This is a genomic window from Chryseobacterium pennae (genome assembly GCF_003385515.1).
In the GTDB taxonomy this organism is placed as follows: Bacteria; Bacteroidota; Bacteroidia; order Flavobacteriales; family Weeksellaceae; genus Chryseobacterium; species Chryseobacterium pennae.
Genome location: NZ_QNVT01000007.1, coordinates 113,535 through 131,852 on the forward strand (window position 1 = coordinate 113,535; position 18,318 = coordinate 131,852).

Consider the following 18,318-nt stretch of genomic DNA (forward strand, 5'->3'; position numbering starts at 1 on the left):
CTTTGGATCAAAATCAAATATCAAATTTATGGACATTAAAGACATACAGAATCTTATTAAGTTTGTATCTAAGGCTGAAGTTTCAGAAGTGAAGTACAAGACTAAAGATTTCGAAATCACTATTAAAACTCCATTAGCTGGAAGTGACGCTGTTTACGCACAGCCTGCAGTATACCACACTGCTCCACAAGCGGTAGCTGCTCAAGCTCCTGTTGCAACTTCTGCTCCTGCTCCTGCTGCTGAAAAAGCTGAGACTGCATCTGATGACAGTAAATATATAACGATCAAGTCTCCAATGATCGGTACTTTCTACAGAAAACCATCTCCGGATAAAGACGTATTTGCAAATGTAGGTGACGATGTTTCCGTTGGTAAAGTAGTTTGCGTAATTGAAGCAATGAAGTTATTCAACCAGATTGAATCTGAAGTTAGCGGAAAAATTGTTAAAATCTTAGTTGATGATGCAACTCCGGTAGAATATGACCAACCATTATTCTTAGTAGATCCATCTTAAGGAATTTTAGATTAAAGATTATAAATTTTAGATGAAACTGTTTCATTTAAAATAATTTAAAATTCAAAATTTATAATTTAAAATTTCGGAGAGATGTTCAAAAAAATATTAATTGCCAATCGTGGCGAAATTGCAATGCGTATTTTACGTACTTGTAAAGAAATGGGGATCAAAACCGTTGCAGTATACTCTACTGCTGATAAAGACAGTCTTCACGTAAGATTTGCTGATGAAGCGGTTTGTATTGGTCCTGCAATGAGCAAAGACTCATATCTTAAAATCCCTAACATTATTGCCGCTGCGGAAATTACAAACGCAGACGCCATTCACCCAGGTTACGGATTCTTATCTGAAAATGCTAACTTCTCAAGAATTTGCGAGAAAAACGGAATCAAGTTCATTGGAGCATCTCCTGAGCAGATTGAAAAAATGGGAGACAAAGCTAACGCTAAGGCTACCATGAAAGCTGCAGGTGTACCATGTGTACCAGGTTCTGACGGACTTATTGAATCTTATGAGCACGCTGTAAAGGTTGCTGAAGAAACAGGATACCCTGTAATGATTAAAGCAACTGCCGGTGGTGGTGGTAAAGGAATGAGAGCAGTATGGAAAGCTGAAGACCTTAAAGATCACTGGGAATCTGCAATTCAGGAAGCTGTAGCTGCCTTTGGAAACGGAGGTATGTATATGGAGAAACTGATCGAGGAGCCTAGACACATCGAAATTCAGGTTGCAGGTGATCAATTCGGTAAAGCTTGCCACCTTTCTGAAAGAGACTGTTCTGTACAGAGAAGAAACCAGAAATTAACGGAAGAAACACCTTCTCCGTTTATGACTGATGAACTTCGTGAGAAAATGGGTGATGCTGCTGTAAAAGCTGCTGAATTCATTGGATACGAAGGAGTGGGAACTATCGAATTCCTTGTAGACAAACACAGAAATTTCTATTTCATGGAGATGAATACAAGAATCCAGGTAGAGCACCCTATTACTGAGCAGGTAATTGATTATGACCTGATCAGAGAACAGATTCTTCTTGCTGCAGGAACTCCTATTTCAGGAATCAACTATTACCCGAAATTACATTCAATCGAATGTAGAATCAACGCTGAAGATCCTTATGCAGACTTCAGACCGTCTCCAGGAAAAATCACAGGATTAAACATCCCTGGCGGACACGGAATCAGAGTAGATACTCACGTATATTCCGGATACAGCATCCCTTCTAACTACGACTCTATGATTGCTAAGCTTATCACTACGGCTCAAACCCGTGAAGAAGCTATTGCAAAAATGAGACGTGCTCTTGAGGAATTCTATATTGAAGGAGTAAAAACAACGATTCCTTTCCACAGACAGCTGATGGATAATGAAGATTATCTTGCAGGAAACTACACTACGAAATTCATGGAGGATTTTGTAATGGACAGAAAATATGATAATCACTAAGATTATTTATAATACAACTTTTAATAGTCCGTCATACTTATAGTGTGACGGATTATTTTTTCTTGGTATATTTGGTTAAACCATGATTTATATGAAAAGAATCGCTTTATTTTTTTTATTGACCTTTTATACCCTTGCTTATTCTCAATTCAAACAAATTCTAACTATTCATAGAGACAGTATCTTAAGCCCCGACACTCCTCTAAAAACCAATCCTTTTGAAGGAAAATTTCTACTGGTGGGCCAATTTCTACCGATAAAAAGAAACTCTGACATTAAACTTGCAAAAGTTCTTACAGCGACAGGATGGGGATTGATTGATGAAAAAGGTAAATTTATTCTCCCTACCCAATATTACAGCATATCAGATTTTAAGAATGGCCTGGCAGACATTATTCTTTATATTCCGCCAAAGCCCGGACAGTCTCAAGGATCTAAATGCCATGCTGTAATCAATGCTCAGGGAAAGATGATCACTCCAAAATGCTTTCCAACCAATGATTACTTTATCTCGGATAAAAAAGATGGATTTTCAAGACTTCGGGTTAAAAACACCTCTCAACTTGCTGATGGATTTATCAAAGTCCGCATCGATAATTTAACAAGCGTTTATAATGAAAAAGGAGAACAGATTATCCCTGCCGAATATTCAGAAATAACCTTTTCCGGGAAATATTTTCAAGCTCAAAAAGAAGCCCCTCAACGGCATACTGTAATCTATGATCAGACAGGAAAAAAAGTAAAAACAGTAGAAAGCACCACTATTTATATTACCGGTGATCTGGCAATTATTCAAGATTACAGAAAAATTTATGTGGAGAACCTGATTACAGGAAAAAGGTATTTTGAAAATCAGTTTGATAGCTTAGGTCCATTGAACGATGAAGATGAAGAATATGATAAGGAAATTATGTTGGTTGGAACCAATTATGTTGATCATATTTATTCAAAAATAAAATCCACAATCTACATCAACAAAAGTCTTGAAATCATTCAGAATAAAATTTATTCAGAATCTAACCTTAGATATTCCGAGGGCCAGATAATTGCAGAAAATCCCGAAAATCATGGTCTTGCAATTTTAAATTCTAAGGGAGAAATTTTACACGAATATACTCGCGAAGAATCTATCAATTATATGTCTTTAGATAGTCCGGGATATCAAAACAAAGAAAACTTAGAAAAAAACATTCTTAAATATCACCCTTTATGGTCAAAACAAACCATAACACAACGGGTAATGTATTTGGAAGATATTTTTATACTACGAATCAACGATAGTAATGATCAAAATAACTCAGAAAGTATATTTATTCAGAAAAAAAACGGCAAGACCATGTATCGTATTAAAGGCCCAACCTATTATTTTGCCACATTTTCTAAAAACAAATTTCTTATCGGCGCCAATAGAAATGAAAAGACAGGCGCCTACACCCATATAATTACTGATACCAAAGGAAATATTTTAAAAACAGCAAAAAAAGGGCAGACATATTATACCTTTATGAAAAAACCTTTTACTAAAGAGAATAGCAATAAATACCCCTTAGATAAAAACTACAATCCTATTTATAAAGAAAAACTCTTGGCCAGTGAACAAATAAGAAATACTCTCAATTATATTATAATTTCACCTGAGAAAACAGAAATCTATAATAGTAATGGGAAAATAGTACAAACAGTCAATGGTTCTACGGATAATCAATATAATGATTACATTAATGGATCTATAGGCGAGGATTATTTAATTATTGGCACAGAAAAAAGCTACACACTTCTTAATAAAGATACATGGAAGCCTGCGATGCAATTAAAATTCAAATCAACGCTTAAAGGTTATTCAGAAGGAGGAATGTTTGTACATGATGATTATGATGGAGAAACAACTTCTAAAACATATATTGATCCTTATATGAATGTTATCAAAATCATTTATTAACCTGTTGAAATATATTTACAAAAAAAATCCAAATTTAATTATTTGTACCTCTACAGTATGCTTAAAAATATTATTAAATTCACCCTCTTAACTGCCTTCTCCTGGTTTGTTATTCATTCCCTATATATCACTTATGATGGCCTTACAAACCCTAATCAGAAAGCCGATATTGCTGTGGTCTTCGGAAATAAGGTAAATGAAGATGGAAGCCTTTCTTCAAGATTGAAAGCAAGATTAGACAAAAGTATTGAGCTCTATCAGAAAAAACAAATCAAAGAAATCCTGGTTAGTGGAGGCCTTGGAAAAGAAGGCTATTGGGAAGGTACGGAGATGAAAAAATATCTGATAAGAAATAAAATCCCTGCCAATAAGATACTTGTGGATAACTTTGGGGATAACACAGAGAAGACTGTTATCAATATTATAAAAATTGCTGATAGCTTAAAGTATAGCCGTATTATTTCTGTATCACAATTTTATCATCAGACCAGAATCAAAAAATTATTCAGGGAACATCATTTTAAAAATATTGAAAGTTCAAGTCCGCTCTATTTTGAAATAAGAGACTTCTATTCAGTTTTCAGAGAGTTCTTTGCTTACTATTTATAAAAATAATAAGAATGTATCTGAACCTGGCCTGGAAATCAAAAAAACCTGATGGATTTGATCTCTGTTTAAAATAATTTCCTGACTCCCAACTCATTTCCAGATTAATAAAAATTAATCTGAAAAAAACTGTTCTCGTAAAGATATAATACCTACTACGGACGATCAGCAAAGAAAATATTCTCTGATACAGCTTTATTCCGCCTCAAAATTTACTTCAGTTCTGATCTTTTACTGCATAGGGTATTTGTTTATTGATCTCATTAATATTATGTAAATTTGTAAAAAACCAACAATATGTCAACAGCAGAACAAACAAAAAACTCACAGTATTTTATTGACCTTGAAGACAAACATGGAGCGCACAATTATCACCCTCTACCAGTAGTTCTGGATCGTGGAGAAGGTGTTTTCGTGTGGGATGTAGAGGGCAAAAGGTATTATGATTTTCTTTCAGCATATTCTGCTGTAAACCAAGGGCACTCGCACCCGAAAATCGTAGGAGCTTTGGTAGAGCAGGCCCAGAAATTAGCTTTAACTTCAAGAGCATTCTACAACTCTAAATTAGGAGAGTACGAACAAAAAATCACAACTCTTTTTGGGTTTGATAAAGTATTACCTATGAACTCCGGAGCTGAAGCAGTAGAGACAGCTGTAAAATTAGCCAGAAAATGGAGCTATGAAGTAAAAGGAATTTCAGAAAATGCAGCAAAGATCGTAGTTTGTGAAAATAACTTCCACGGAAGAACAACCACTATCGTTTCTTTCTCTAATGATCCGGATGCCAACCAAAACTATGGTCCTTTTACCCCAGGATTTATCAAGATTCCTTACAATGATATTACAGCATTGGAAGAAGTATTAAGCAGAGAAGCTGGAAATATTGCAGCATTTCTTGTAGAACCTATCCAGGGAGAAGCCGGAGTATATGTTCCGGATGAAAACTTCCTTAAAAATGCTTCTGAGCTGTGTAAAAAACATAATGTACTTTTCATTGCCGATGAAGTACAGACAGGGATTGCAAGAACAGGAAAACTGATCGCCTGTCATCATGAAAATGTACAGCCGGATATCTTAATCCTTGGAAAAGCACTTTCAGGAGGAATGTATCCTGTATCTGCAGTATTAGCTAATGATGAGATTATGAATGTAATTAAGCCAGGGCAACATGGTTCTACATTCGGTGGAAATCCAATTGCCTGTGCGGTAGCTGTAGCAGCATTAGATGTAGTAGCTGATGAAAAATTATCTGAAAGAGCAGAAGAGCTTGGACAGCTTTTCAGAGCTGAGATCGATAAACTTATTGAAAAGACAGATCTGATTACCAAAGTAAGAGGAAAAGGACTTTTAAATGCTATCCTGATCAACGATACTCCAGACAGTTCTACAGCATGGAATCTTTGTTTATTATTAAAAGAAAACGGATTGCTTGCTAAACCAACCCACGGGAACATCATCAGATTAGCACCACCATTGGTAATTACTGAAGAGCAATTATTGGATTGTGTAAAAATTATTGAAAAAACTATTCTGGAATATAAAGCTTAGTTCTTATTCAGAACAGATTCATAAAATTTAAGATAATTATTGGACATTGCGGTATAACTATATTGCTCTGTCCAATTTTTTATTTCCTGGCTCATTTCTTCCTCATGACTGCGATAAAGATTCATTTTGTCCTGAAATAACTGAGCCATTAATTTTGGTTCAAAACTTTCAAAATAAAAAGCCGCATCCCCGCCTATTTCCGGAAGGCTTGTATATTTCGAAAGAAAAACAGGTTTACCAAAAGCCATAGCTTCAATAGGAGGTATCCCAAAACCTTCTGCAATAGAAGGATGGCACATTGCTTCCGAATGCTGAATGACAGCATACTTCTCCTCTTCCGAAAGATTTTTAAGAAAATAAACTCTTTGTTCTAAATGTAACTCTTTGATTCTCTGTTTCACTTCAGCGGCATAAGATGACTTCTCATCTGATGCAATAAGCACCAGATCCTCCTTTATATAAGGTAGCATTTCAACTAAAGTCAACTGATTTTTTTTATTAAAAAGAACCCCGATATTTAAAATATACTTTTTATTTTTTAAATAACTGTATTTTCCCAATTGATATTCCCTTTGCTCAGGAAGCTGAATTCCATTGTGAATAACAACAATATCTTTAAGTTTAGTAAAAGTAAAAAGCTTTTTATTCTGAATAAAATCCTGCTTGGCATGTTCTGAGATACAGACAATATAATCTGCATTTTTTACATTGCTTCTCACTTTACCAAGCATTTTTTTCTTTTTGAAATCGGTAAGGTTTTCATGCAAAAAATTCAGATCATGAAGGGTAATGATTTTAATTGTGTCTTTGTAATTTCTATGAAAATAAGAAGAAAGCTGATGGCTTACATGAATCAGATCAAACTCACCACTAAAACGCTCAAAAAAACGATGTGTTTTGTTCCAGAGCACACAATTCGGTATAGGCTCAAATTTTTCGAGCTGTTCTTTCTTACCGAAAAAAAATATTTCAAACTTAGAATTCCCCTCTTGTAATCCTTTTGCGAGGTTTCTAAACACATTAGCTATTCCTGAATTGGGGTATCTTAGACGTTCGAGGTCAATTAAGATTTTTTTCTTCATAAATTTTATAAAAAAATAGAATCAAGAATTTCTTTTTCTATTTTTGAGTTGTGGTTTTCTTTAAAATAACAAATTGCCTGTTTTTTTACCTTTTCATAAAAAACATCATCATTCATAAGCTGATGAATGGATTCTGAAAATTCTACAGGGTCCTGGCTTACCAAGCATCCGTTATTTTTTTTATTAATGAGCCCATCTACTCCTCTTCTGTTTGTTACTACCGGTAATCCATAAGATAAGGCTTCCAGTACTTTAATTTTCACACCTGTTCCGCTCATCATTGGGCAAATGGCAACTCTTGCATGGCTGTAGAATTCCTGTAAGTCATCTACCATACCATATTTAACTACATTTGGATAATCTTCTGCAATTGCCTTACCAATTTTACCAATGATATGAATTTTAACATTATTCAGCAAAGGTAATACTTCTTTTAAAAACCATTGAATTCCATTTATATTGTGTGGATTATCACTGGCAACGTAAATAATATCATATTTAAACTCCTGTTTTTTTTCAATAAAGTTCTCAGGAAATGAAACAGGCATCAAAGTGACCTTCTTATTGGTAAACTGATCAAATATATACTCCTCCTCTACCGAATAAGTCCAGATATTATCATACTGTTTCAAAATGGATATCTCATCCTGAAATAGCTTTCCGACAGTACGTTTATGACGGCTCTGTGCAGTAATAAAATCATGGGTATCAATAATTTTACAGGTCCCGGCAGAAACTTCGTTAACCAGTCTTCCCCATGTTGCATAGCTTATTAATACAACATCAAAAGCAGATTTTTTAATAATTTCCGAAAATTCTTTTCTAAGAATATAACTTGTTGTATCTATCGAATTTATTTTAAATAAATAAGGTATTTTATATAAAAAAAGATACTTAAAAAAACTCTTTTTATATTTCTTATCCAAAAGATGCAACTGAATATTCGGGAATTTCTCATGAAACAGGATTTCTTCTTCCTTTTTCCACATTCCCCAGTCTCTCAATGAAACAAAAGTAACATCAAGCGCCTTGTTTTCGTTAAAATAAGAAAGCATATAATTAAGCCTGGTAGTATTTCCGGCCTTTCCAGACATCGGATTATCAGGCATAAAATAAAGAACTTTCTTTTTCATTATATTTATTTATTTTTGCGGCTACAAATATGACTATTTAATGAGAGATATAAAAGAATTAATTATAATAATATTAAATTATAACTCCTCTAAAGAGATCATCAGACAGCTGTCAATGCTCACCGATAAAGGAGAAATAAGCAATGATTCTTTTATTATTCTTGATAATAACTCTAATGATGGAAAAGAGCTGGAAACCTATTGCAAAGCTCATCATTTTTTCTTTCATCAGATGGGAAGCAATCTTGGGTATGCATATGCCAATAACTGGGCAATCAGGCAAGCTATTGAATCGGGAAAGAAATATTTTTTCATTCTTAACCCTGATATTCATATCGACGCCACTACTATCGAACAGCTGTATTTAAAATTAAAATCCGACGCATCATTGGGCGTAATTGGCCCAAGATTACTGTACCATGACAATCCTGATTTTATTTTTTCTGACGGAGGGCTCCTATTTCCTAAAAAGGGATTTGAAGGAAACCATATCAATTTCCTGAAAAACGTAAAAGATGCAGGATCTCAGGGAATGACTTATGATATGGCCTATATCAATGGAAGTGCTATGATGTTTAAAAAGGAAGTTCTGGATGACATGGGATACATGGAAGCAGATCTGTTTATGTATTATGAAGAATCTGAATGGTGTTACAGAATCAAAAAGAGCAACCGATGGAAAATTGCAGTTGATACGGAACTTGTAGCATATCAGTCTGACAGCTCCAGAGGAAAAGTATATGAATACTATATGACCAGAAACAGGATCTGGTTAACGAAAAAATATTCAGGAAGTTTATTTTTTGTAATCCGGGAACGTTTGATTGTAGCCCGTAAAAAATTCTTCTCATCTAAAGGAAACTTTAAAGAAAATATATTATTTTCCAGAAATATTCTCAAAGGAATAGTTCATGGGTTAATCGGAAAAACAGGAAAATTATGAATGAAATTGTATCTATTGTAGTTCCCTGCTACAATCAGGAAAAATATCTGGCTGAAACTTTAGATTCTGTTATTGCCCAAACCTCAGATTCTTGGGAATGTATCATCGTAAATGATGGCTCTACAGATCATTCTGAAGCTATAATAGATGACTATTGTGCTAAAGATCCAAGATTTACCAAACTTAATCAGGAAAATCAGGGGCTTGCCGCCAGTAGAAATAATGGAATAAAAATGGCCAAAGGGAAATATATCCTTCCTTTGGATGGTGATGATAAAATCGGAACTCAGTATATAGAGCTTGCCAAAAAAGAATTTGAAAAAAATCCAAAGCTCAGATTAGTTTACTGTAAAGCCGTATTTTTTGATGCTAAAAATGAGCCTTGGGATCTACCGAAATATGATTACGAAGCTTTACTATTTGCCAATCATATCTTCTGTTCCGGGATTTTCAGGAAAGAAGATTACCTGAAGACCAGTGGTTATGATACTCATATGAAATTTGGATATGAGGACTGGGAATTCTGGATTCAGCTTCTAAAGAAAGATGATGATGTTGTACAATTGAACTCTGTACAGTTTTTTTACAGACAGAGACAAAGTTCCATGTTAAAATCTTTACAGGAAAGTAAAGCAAAGCAAAACCAAATGGAGGCATATATTTTCAACAAACACCGTGATCTTTATGCTCAGGTTTTAGACTCTGATCTGTCTCTGGCTGATATACAAAATGCATTTCAAACCAGACAGACGATGAAACAGGTAAAAAAAACCTTCACTTATAAAACTATTTATAAGCTGGAGCGTGCTATAAGATCTATTTTCTAAACTAGCTTAAGCACATTATATCATAATAGTACATTAAGTTTCCTGTAATCTACCTAAGGAAATTTAATGTACTTTTTTTATCCCTCAACCAGAATAGCTGTGAAGGAGAATTTGGGATCAAAAGAACAACAATCAGTTATAATTGTATCGCAACCGTATAATTTTAAGTAAATTTGCAAAAATTTTAATTGAAATGGAGAAAGTAAGAGTACGTTTTGCTCCAAGTCCTACCGGACCTTTACATTTGGGAGGCGTAAGAACTGCATTATATGATTACCTTTTTGCAAAAAATCAAGGGGGAGAATTTGTATTGAGAATTGAAGATACAGATACCGCAAGATATGTAGAAGGAGCTGAAGAATACATTGAAGAAGCTTTAGAATGGTGTGGAATCATCCCTGATGAAAGTCCTAAGAAAGGAGGAAAATTTGCCCCTTACAGACAATCTGAAAGAAGAGACATCTATGACAGATATACAGAGCAGATCTTAAAAACGGATTATGCTTATATGGCTTTTGACACTCCGGAAGAATTGGATGCTGTACGTGCAGAATTTGAAGCAAACGGAGAGGTTTTTTCTTATGATAATAAAACAAGAAACCGTTTAAAAAACAACCTTTCCCTTTCTGAAGAGGAAGTTCAGAAATTATTGGATGCAAAAACTCCATATGTGGTAAGATTCAAAATGCCTGTAGACAGAGTATTGAATCTTGAAGACATCATCCGTGGAAAATCATCGGTTAACACCAATACATTAGATGATAAAGTGCTGGTAAAAAATGACGGAATGCCAACTTACCATTTTGCCAACATCATCGATGATCACGAAATGGAAATCTCCCATGTAATTCGTGGTGAAGAATGGCTACCATCTTTAGGATTACACACTTTATTATATGAAGCAATGGAGTGGGAAGCTCCACAATTTGCTCACCTTTCTTTGATTCTAAAACCTGATGTTTCAGCATTAATCAGTAAAGATAATATTGACGGGATCACAAAATCTTTTACGGATGAATTTATAACAAAGAACAGTCAGTTTTCTTTTGACGAATCTGCCCCGATCATCAAATCATTCTTTGCAGAAGTAAAGAGCCCTAGATTCAAATCAATGCTGGGTGAAAATGATAATGACAATCCGTTAACTGCTGCTGTAAAGCAATTTTTAAAGAAAGGACTTTCAGGAAAACTAAGCAAAAGAGATGGTGATAAATTCGGATTCCCGGTATTCCCACTTGATTTCAAAGATCCTGCAACAGGTGCTGTTTCTAAAGGATACAGAGAAAACGGATATCTTCCTGATGCGTTCATCAATATGGTTGCGTTATTAGGCTGGTCTCCGGCAGATGATAAGGAAATTCTTTCTTTGGATGACATGGCTAAAGAATTTGACCTTCATAAAGTACATAAGGCAGGCGCAAGATTCAGCAAAGAAAAATCAGAATGGTTCAACCACCAGTATATTCAGATGAGATCAGATGAGGAACTTCTTCAGATGCTTAAAAGCTCAGATCTTGATCTTTCAGGTGCTACCGACGAAAAATTATTGAAAGTAATTCCTCTGATGAAAGAAAGAGCTACTTTCCCGAAAGACATCTATGAAAACGGAAAATTCTTCTTTGAAGCCCCTACTTCTTATGATGAAAAAGCTTCTAAAAAAGCATGGAATGATGAAACATCTGCTATTTTAGGAGAATTATCGACAACCCTTGAGTCTACAGACTTTGCTGCTGAAACATTAAAGCAGATGATGCATGATTTCGCAGAAAACAAAGGATTGGGAATGGGTAAAGTAATGATGCCATTGCGATTAGCTTTAGTAGGAGAACTGAAAGGGCCAGATGTTCCGGATATTCTGGAAATCATTGGAAAAGAGGAAAGTATCGCCAGAATAAGCAATGCTATAAATAATTTTAAATAAAATTACCATAATTTTTCATACATTTGAAAGATTTAATTTACTTCAAGAAATGGAATATTTAAGTTTCGAACTTCCTATCAAAGAATTGATGGATCAATACCAGACATGTTCTTTAGTAGGAGAAGAAAGTGGTGTTGATGTAAAATTAGCATGCAGCCAGATTGAGGATAAGATTTTAGAAAAGAAAAAAGAAATCTATTCAAATCTTACACCTTGGCAAAGAGTACAACTGTCCCGTCATCCGGATCGTCCTTATACTTTGGACTATATTAACGGAATGGCAGACAAAGGCAGTTTCTTAGAACTTCACGGAGACAGAAATTTCGCTGATGACCCGGCAATGATTGGAGGATTGATTACCCTGGATGGTCAGAGAGTAATGATCATCGGGACTCAAAAAGGAAGAACGACTAAGGAAAGACAGCACAGAAGATTTGGAATGCCCAATCCGGAAGGATACAGAAAAGCTTTAAGACTAATGAAGCTTGCTGAGAAATTCAACATCCCTGTAGTGACTTTAGTGGACACACCGGGAGCTTACCCGGGACTGGAAGCTGAAGAAAGAGGACAAGGAGAAGCAATTGCAAGAAATATTTTTGAAATGGTTCAGCTAAAAACTCCGATCTTCACTTACATCATCGGGGAAGGAGCCAGCGGTGGAGCATTAGGAATAGGTGTAGGTAACAAAGTATATATGTTGGAAAACACTTGGTATACTGTAATTGCACCGGAAAGCTGCTCTTCTATCCTATGGAGAAACTGGGATCATAAAGAAGATGCTGCCAATGCATTAAACCTTACTCCAAACGATGCTCTAAGAGAAAAATTCATTGACGGAATTATTGAAGAACCACTTGGAGGTGCTCACTACGATCAGGAGACCACTTATCTGAACTTGAAAAATTCAATTTTACAGAATATCAAAGCTTTTTCCAAATTTACAGGACAGGAGCTTGAAACCCAGAGACAGGATAAATTTATCGCGATGGGTCAGTTTAAAGGATAAAAAATAAAAAAGGTTAAGAAATATTTCTTAACCTTTTTACTTTAGTTTTCTTCTTCGTTAATCAGCTACATTGAGAGCGATCTCAACATCCTGAGTAATTTTCTTCAGTGAAGAATACTTTGCATCACATACCATCGTGGTCAGCACGTATTCTCCTTTATCAATCAGAATAAAGTTTTCCCCTTTAGCAGGAACACTCAAATTATAATATTTTTTACCACTTATTTTCACGATCAGATTACAGCTTGACCTGTTTTTAATATTGATATAAGCTTCATTTTTATTAATATCATTATTAAAAAGATGGGTAAGCATAGCTGCTGTTTTCTTATTCGCTTCGCTAGGTTCGGATTTAGCCGAAGAACCTGCACTTTTTACAGAACCTGCTGAAGCATAGGTTGCCAACCTTTCTTCTTTCAATGCATTGATAGCATTATTTACTTTATCTGTATTCTTCGTATTATTTGTAGTAGATGCCTTATTAGCGGCAATTACTTTACCGCTGTTCAGTTCATTATTTTTAACAATGTTTTCAATCTTTTCTTTACTGATTGGCTTTATAGTAGGTTTTGCTTCAGGAGAATTATCTGCCATGATAATTTCCATCAATCTTTTTTTAAAGTAATCGGTTCGTGCATGCCCGGGATTTTGCTTGATGAAACCAGCAATCACCCTGGTCTCTTTTGAAGTTTCAGCTTCCTGCTCCGTGTAAATGATCAGAGTTTCTTTTTCCACTACGGCTTTGGATTTTGTCTTTTTCTTTTTTTGAGAAAAACCAAGAGCAAAAATGCATACAAAAAGGAGAAGGAAGATTTTTTTCATTAATCAAATCTTTAAAATAGTATTAAATATATTAATAACGTGAAAAGTCATTTTTTAGTTTATCATTAAAATCATTATCTTTGCACTGCTTTAAAATTAAGCTAAAAATTAATACTAATCTTAAATAAAAAATAATAGATATTATGTCTTATACACCAGTTGCTGCAGACGTAGCTAAATTAAGAAACCAAACAGGTGCAGGTATGATGGACTGCAAAAAAGCTCTAGTTGAAGCTGAAGGAGACTTCGAAAAAGCAGTAGATATCCTTAGAAAAAAAGGACAAAAAGTAGCTGCTAACAGAGCTGACAGAGAATCTACTGAAGGTGCTGTAATCGCAAGAGTAAATGAAGATAACACTTTAGGTGCTATTATCTCTTTAAATTGTGAGACTGACTTCGTTGGTAAAAACGAAGCTTTCATCGAGCTAGCTTATGAATTAGCTGAAATGGCAATCTTTGCTGCTACTAAAGAAGAATTATTAGCTACAGATTTCCACGGAATGACTGTTGCTGATAAATTGATTGAGCAGACAGGTGTTATCGGTGAAAAAATCGAAATCGGTACATTCGAAAGAATCGAAGGACCATTCCTAGGAGCTTATATCCACGCTGGAAACAAAATTGCTGCAATCACTTCTCTTTCTGCAAAAGTAGACGGAGCTGACGAAGTTGCTAAATCTGTTTCTATGCAAGCTGCTGCGATGAACCCTATCGCTCTTGACGAAACTAAAGTTTCTCAGGAAACTATCGACAAAGAATTAGAGATTGAAAGACACAAACTTACTGAAGAAGGTAAGCCTGCAAACATTATCGATAATATCTTGAAAGGTAAAATGCAGAGATTCTACAAAGACAACACTTTGGTACACCAGGATTTCATTAAAGATTCTAGTATGTCAGTTGCTGATTATGTAAAATCTGTAAACGCTGATCTAAAAGTAACAGGATTTGTAAGAGTAAGCTTATAATCCCACTTTTTAAAATAGTGAATCCCGATGATTTTTTCATCGGGATTTTTTTATGGAATAAAATCAACAAACATGAACGTAAAATGAAGTAAATTTTAAATATTTAATAATTATGGAATAATCCGGAATTCAAAGATTTTTTTATATAAAATTTTGATTATTAATGCTTAAATTTGCGGCCCTTATAATAACGCATGAAAAAATATCTACTAGCTTTTTGCACTTTTTTTTGTCTATTAGTGAATGCCCAATTGGATACAGAACACTGGTTTGCTCCAATGGCTGCGAAAGCTAATGTTAGCCAACTTCAAGGATTTTTGTATCTGTCTACAGACGAATCCACTCCATTTTCCGTACAGGTTTTCAATAATAATATGCTTTACACTACAGTACAGGTAAGCAAAAACAACCCTATATCGGTATCAGTACCTAATAATTTTTTAATTGCCACTTCTCAGTCTCAGCTATTCACCCCAAATTCTATGGGACTTCATGTGAAGGGAGCTAAGAAGTTCTTTGCTAATTACAGATTCTCACTTCAAAATCAGGCTGAAATCCTTACTTCCAAAGGAGCAGCAGCTTTGGGAACTACCTTCTATGCCGGCATGGCTCCTATTGCAGGCTCTGCCACCTATATGAATTCTTCTATTGGTGTTACCGCAACCGAAAACAATACAGTAGTGGAAATTTCAGGTTATGATCCTTCTCTTCTTTTTTCAAATGGAACGACTTCCCCAACGAAAACTTTTACTCTCAATAAAGGCCAGTCTTATATTCTTGATGTAGTAAGTTCTCAAAAGAATATAAATAAAACAGGTCTGATTGGAGCTAAGATCACATCTACAAAACCCATCACAGTTACGAATGGAAATTTTAACGGGGCTTACGTAAATGTAACCAATAATGATGTATTGATGGATCAGTCTGTTCCGGTAGACAGACTGGGGAAGAGCTTTGTAATGGTAAAAGGTAACGGAGGGGTCACTTCTCAAATGGAAAGTGCAGTAATTGTTGCTACAGAAGACAATACACAGATTACATTCAACGGAACCGGGTCACCTGTGATCCTTAATACAGGGAAGTACTATCTTGTTCCCAGTAATAAATATATCAATCAGGGAAATGGTCATTATAACATGAATATTTCTGCTACCAAGAACGTTTATGTATATCAGTTGTTATCAGGAGCAGTAAGTGGAAATGAATTTGCCTCCGGAGGAATGAATTTTATCCCTCCTGTGAGCTGCTTCATGCCAACAAAAATAGACGAGATAGGAATTATCAACAAAATCGGAAGTGATTCTTTCACCACGAGACTGAATATCATTACACAGAAAGGAGCCATTGTAACAGTAAGCGGAAATCCGATTGCTGCAGGAAACGGTCCTTATTCCGTAACAGGAAATCCAGATTGGGAAACTTATTCCATATTGGGAGTGACGGGGAATATTACAGTAAACTCAACCAAGCCTGTAACCGCTGGAATTGCTGCCGGAAACGGAGCTGTAGGATACGGAGGATATTTTGCAGGATTCTCTTCAATTCCGGTGATCAAGAAAACCGGAGACTGTTATAATGGAGTTCTTTTAGAGGTAGAATCAGGCTATGACAACTACAAATGGTACCTTAATGGCACTGAAATCACAGGGGCAACAACTCCTTCAATTAATCCGGACACATACGGATCCGGAATCTACACCTGCAAGATTACTAAGAACAGCTGTGAGACCAGACTTACCGCAGAGTACAATTATACAGTATGCCCACCTATTACTACAACAACCTATGATATTGGTTCATGTAACCCTAAGGTAATTATTCCTGTATTTACAAGCTCTAGTCAGACAGTAGATCCTTCCAAGACTAGCATTATGGCACAGCCTGCCAACGGAACGGTTACCATCAATCCGACCACAGGACAAATCACTTATACTCCTAATGCAGGTACACCTACAGATTTCACAGATACCTTCACCTATTATATTCAGGGAAATGGAGACCCTGCAGCTTTTGAATATTTTAAGATAGAAGTGAATATTCACACACTTCAGGTTACTAATGATGTTATGTTTTCCTGTGCTGACACTAATGGAAATGGAACATACAATCTGAAAACAGCCAGTGTAAGCCCAACTCCGGGAGCTACGATAACTTACTTCACCAATGCTAATCTAACAGGACCTATTGCTAATCCGCTCAGTTATACAGGTCCGGCAGGAGTTGTGTATGCCAATGTAACCTCTTATGGATGCTCTAAAGTAGCTACCATTACTTTAAACACATTCCCTGTTCCCATTATTAATACCAGTAATTTCAATGCCAATAGCTGTGGAAGTGATCTTGACGGAAGTGTAGTGATCAACTTTAACAATGTTACTCCGCAGATTGTTGCCAACTCAGCCATCTTTACAGTAAAATATTACCTTAACCAAGCTGATGCCACTGCAGGAAACAGTAATACTCTTCCTGATAACTGGACTTATACAGCGAATACTACGGTATATGTAAGAGCGACAGGTAACACCGGAAGCTGTCCCGCAGTCTTCGGACAGATTAATTTCACAATCGGAAATAAGGTTTCTTTAATTACAAATAATGCTAAAGCTGATGTCTGTGATAATGATATCAGTGGTTCTGAATCTGTAAACCTGAATGATTACAAAGGGTTATTTACAGTTGATCCTAATGTGACCTTAACATTCTATGCCTCTGCTGCCGATGCGCAGGCGGGAACTAATACTGTCTCAGCATCACAGATTATTACTTCTACAGGAAGTATTTATCACGTAAGATTCCAAAGCAGTACAGCATGTCCTACTACAGGTGTCTTAACACTTGTTTTAAAAACTCCTAAAAAGTCTACTACACTCTATGACCAGATGATCTGTTCTAATGAAAAAATTCTTTTGGATGCAGGCCCAGGATTTTCGTCCTATTTATGGAGTAATGGAGCAACCAGCCAAACCATTAGTGCTTCTGCAGGAAACTATTATGTAGATCTTGGGTTTAACGGTTGTGTATACCGTCAATATGTAAAGGTAACCACCGCACAGTCACCTGTTATTTCAAGAATAGATGTTTCCGGTACCACAGCTACTGTACAGGTAACCGGTGGAACGCCTCCTTACCGATATTCATTAAATGGTTTTGATTATCAGAATTCCAATGTATTTACAGGATTATCAAGAGGAATGCATACAGTGTATGTATTGGGCTCAGACGGATGCCGACATGTAACCAAAGAGTTCCTGATTATTAATCTTATCAATACCATCACGCCCAATGGAGATGGAATCAATGATGTCCTGAACTATTCCGAATTAAGAATAAAACAGAATGTATCAATAGAGGTATCAGACCGATATGGAAATCCTGTATATAAGTCTTCTGACAAAAATTATATCTGGGATGGAAAATCCAATGGCAGAAGTCTTCCTACGGGAACTTACTGGTATGTTATAAAATGGGTTGAACCAGACACTCAATTACCAGTTTCACATTCAGGATGGATTTTAATTAAAAATCGGGAATAATTTTCAACATTTATTTACATTTTATTA

At 35.5% G+C, this 18,318-nt stretch carries 15 protein-coding genes; 11 read left to right on the forward strand and 4 right to left on the reverse strand.

Annotated features, from left to right (window positions below; translation table 11 throughout):
• The first annotated feature begins 28 nt into the window (after window positions 1–28).
• Window positions 29–514, forward strand: a complete 486-nt coding sequence (gene accB, locus DRF65_RS09505) for an acetyl-CoA carboxylase biotin carboxyl carrier protein (RefSeq protein ID WP_115970524.1) — start codon at window positions 29–31, stop codon at window positions 512–514.
• A gap of 93 nt (window positions 515–607) precedes the next feature.
• On the forward strand, window positions 608–1,963 hold the full coding sequence (accC, locus tag DRF65_RS09510; RefSeq protein WP_115970525.1) for an acetyl-CoA carboxylase biotin carboxylase subunit: 1,356 nt from the start codon (window positions 608–610) through the stop codon (window positions 1,961–1,963).
• Between the two features lie 20 nt (window positions 1,964–1,983).
• Here accC and DRF65_RS29240 read toward each other — a convergent pair whose 3' ends face one another.
• The gene (locus DRF65_RS29240; protein WP_394337815.1) at window positions 1,984–2,112 is read right to left on the reverse strand and encodes a DUF4751 family protein; all 129 of its coding nucleotides are present in this window, start codon (window positions 2,110–2,112) and stop codon (window positions 1,984–1,986) included.
• On the opposite strand from DRF65_RS29240, the gene DRF65_RS09515 reads away from it, so the two are divergent.
• The 3 genes from DRF65_RS09515 (at window position 2,055) to rocD (ending at window position 6,056) form a co-directional block, all read left to right on the forward strand.
• Window positions 2,055–3,902 carry a WG repeat-containing protein gene (locus DRF65_RS09515; RefSeq protein ID WP_165852196.1) on the forward strand — a complete coding sequence of 616 codons (1,848 nt, stop codon included), beginning with the start codon at window positions 2,055–2,057 and terminating at the stop codon, window positions 3,900–3,902. The genes DRF65_RS29240 and DRF65_RS09515 overlap by 58 nt on opposite strands.
• Window positions 3,903–3,959: 57 nt before the next feature.
• Window positions 3,960–4,511, forward strand: a complete 552-nt coding sequence (locus DRF65_RS09520) for a YdcF family protein (RefSeq protein WP_115970527.1) — start codon at window positions 3,960–3,962, stop codon at window positions 4,509–4,511.
• 294 nt (window positions 4,512–4,805) lie between these two features.
• Complete coding sequence (rocD, locus tag DRF65_RS09525) at window positions 4,806–6,056, forward strand: ornithine--oxo-acid transaminase (protein ID WP_115970528.1); 1,251 nt, start codon at window positions 4,806–4,808, stop codon at window positions 6,054–6,056.
• On the opposite strand, the gene DRF65_RS09530 is transcribed toward rocD, so the two are convergent.
• Window positions 6,053–7,138 carry a glycosyltransferase family 4 protein gene (locus DRF65_RS09530; RefSeq protein WP_115970529.1) on the reverse strand — a complete coding sequence of 362 codons (1,086 nt, stop codon included), beginning with the start codon at window positions 7,136–7,138 and terminating at the stop codon, window positions 6,053–6,055. The two genes, rocD and DRF65_RS09530, sit on opposite strands and share 4 nt — an antisense overlap.
• 5 nt (window positions 7,139–7,143) lie before the next feature.
• A complete protein-coding gene (locus tag DRF65_RS09535; RefSeq protein WP_165852197.1) occupies window positions 7,144–8,271 on the reverse strand; it encodes a glycosyltransferase in 1,128 nt (375 codons plus the stop codon).
• Between the two features lie 40 nt (window positions 8,272–8,311).
• Here DRF65_RS09535 and DRF65_RS09540 point away from each other — a divergent pair, with 40 nt between their 5' ends.
• From DRF65_RS09540 to DRF65_RS09555, 4 genes are all read left to right on the forward strand, one after another.
• Complete coding sequence (locus tag DRF65_RS09540; protein WP_115970530.1) at window positions 8,312–9,214, forward strand: glycosyltransferase; 903 nt, start codon at window positions 8,312–8,314, stop codon at window positions 9,212–9,214.
• The gene (locus tag DRF65_RS09545; RefSeq protein ID WP_115970531.1) at window positions 9,211–10,041 is read left to right on the forward strand and encodes a glycosyltransferase family 2 protein; all 831 of its coding nucleotides are present in this window, start codon (window positions 9,211–9,213) and stop codon (window positions 10,039–10,041) included. Before DRF65_RS09540 ends, DRF65_RS09545 begins: the two co-directional genes overlap by 4 nt.
• Window positions 10,042–10,234: 193 nt before the next feature.
• Window positions 10,235–11,962, forward strand: coding sequence for a glutamate--tRNA ligase (gene gltX / locus DRF65_RS09550; protein WP_115970532.1), 1,728 nt, complete (start codon window positions 10,235–10,237; stop codon window positions 11,960–11,962).
• Between the two features lie 49 nt (window positions 11,963–12,011).
• A complete protein-coding gene (locus DRF65_RS09555; protein ID WP_115970533.1) occupies window positions 12,012–12,968 on the forward strand; it encodes an acetyl-CoA carboxylase carboxyltransferase subunit alpha in 957 nt (318 codons plus the stop codon).
• Window positions 12,969–13,025: 57 nt separating this feature from the next.
• Here the strand turns inward: DRF65_RS09555 and DRF65_RS09560 are convergent, their stop codons facing one another.
• On the reverse strand, window positions 13,026–13,790 hold the full coding sequence (locus DRF65_RS09560) for a DUF6759 domain-containing protein (protein WP_115970534.1): 765 nt from the start codon (window positions 13,788–13,790) through the stop codon (window positions 13,026–13,028).
• A 143-nt stretch (window positions 13,791–13,933) separates the two neighbouring features.
• On the opposite strand from DRF65_RS09560, the gene tsf reads away from it, so the two are divergent.
• Window positions 13,934–14,758, forward strand: a complete 825-nt coding sequence (tsf, locus tag DRF65_RS09565) for a translation elongation factor Ts (protein WP_115970535.1) — start codon at window positions 13,934–13,936, stop codon at window positions 14,756–14,758.
• 251 nt (window positions 14,759–15,009) lie between these two features.
• Window positions 15,010–18,291: a gliding motility-associated C-terminal domain-containing protein gene (locus DRF65_RS09570; RefSeq protein WP_165852198.1), complete on the forward strand. Its 3,282-nt coding sequence runs from the start codon at window positions 15,010–15,012 to the stop codon at window positions 18,289–18,291.
• Window positions 18,292–18,318 lie beyond the last annotated feature (27 nt).

What these genes read in the sequence shown, in the direction of transcription:
- gltX (WP_115970532.1), top strand. Translation starts at nt 10,235, where the DNA reads ATGGAGAAAGTAAGAGTACGTTTTGCTCCAAGTCCTACCGGACCTTTA.
- DRF65_RS09540 (WP_115970530.1), top strand. Translation starts at nt 8,312, where the DNA reads ATGAGAGATATAAAAGAATTAATTATAATAATATTAAATTATAACTCC.
- DRF65_RS09560 (WP_115970534.1), bottom strand. Translation starts at nt 13,790, where the DNA reads ATGAAAAAAATCTTCCTTCTCCTTTTTGTATGCATTTTTGCTCTTGGT.
- rocD (WP_115970528.1), top strand. Translation starts at nt 4,806, where the DNA reads ATGTCAACAGCAGAACAAACAAAAAACTCACAGTATTTTATTGACCTT.
- DRF65_RS09515 (WP_165852196.1), top strand. Translation starts at nt 2,055, where the DNA reads ATGAAAAGAATCGCTTTATTTTTTTTATTGACCTTTTATACCCTTGCT.
- DRF65_RS09555 (WP_115970533.1), top strand. Translation starts at nt 12,012, where the DNA reads ATGGAATATTTAAGTTTCGAACTTCCTATCAAAGAATTGATGGATCAA.
- accB (WP_115970524.1), top strand. Translation starts at nt 29, where the DNA reads ATGGACATTAAAGACATACAGAATCTTATTAAGTTTGTATCTAAGGCT.
- DRF65_RS09530 (WP_115970529.1), bottom strand. Translation starts at nt 7,138, where the DNA reads ATGAAGAAAAAAATCTTAATTGACCTCGAACGTCTAAGATACCCCAAT.
- accC (WP_115970525.1), top strand. Translation starts at nt 608, where the DNA reads ATGTTCAAAAAAATATTAATTGCCAATCGTGGCGAAATTGCAATGCGT.
- DRF65_RS09520 (WP_115970527.1), top strand. Translation starts at nt 3,960, where the DNA reads ATGCTTAAAAATATTATTAAATTCACCCTCTTAACTGCCTTCTCCTGG.
- DRF65_RS09535 (WP_165852197.1), bottom strand. Translation starts at nt 8,271, where the DNA reads ATGAAAAAGAAAGTTCTTTATTTTATGCCTGATAATCCGATGTCTGGA.
- tsf (WP_115970535.1), top strand. Translation starts at nt 13,934, where the DNA reads ATGTCTTATACACCAGTTGCTGCAGACGTAGCTAAATTAAGAAACCAA.
- DRF65_RS09545 (WP_115970531.1), top strand. Translation starts at nt 9,211, where the DNA reads ATGAATGAAATTGTATCTATTGTAGTTCCCTGCTACAATCAGGAAAAA.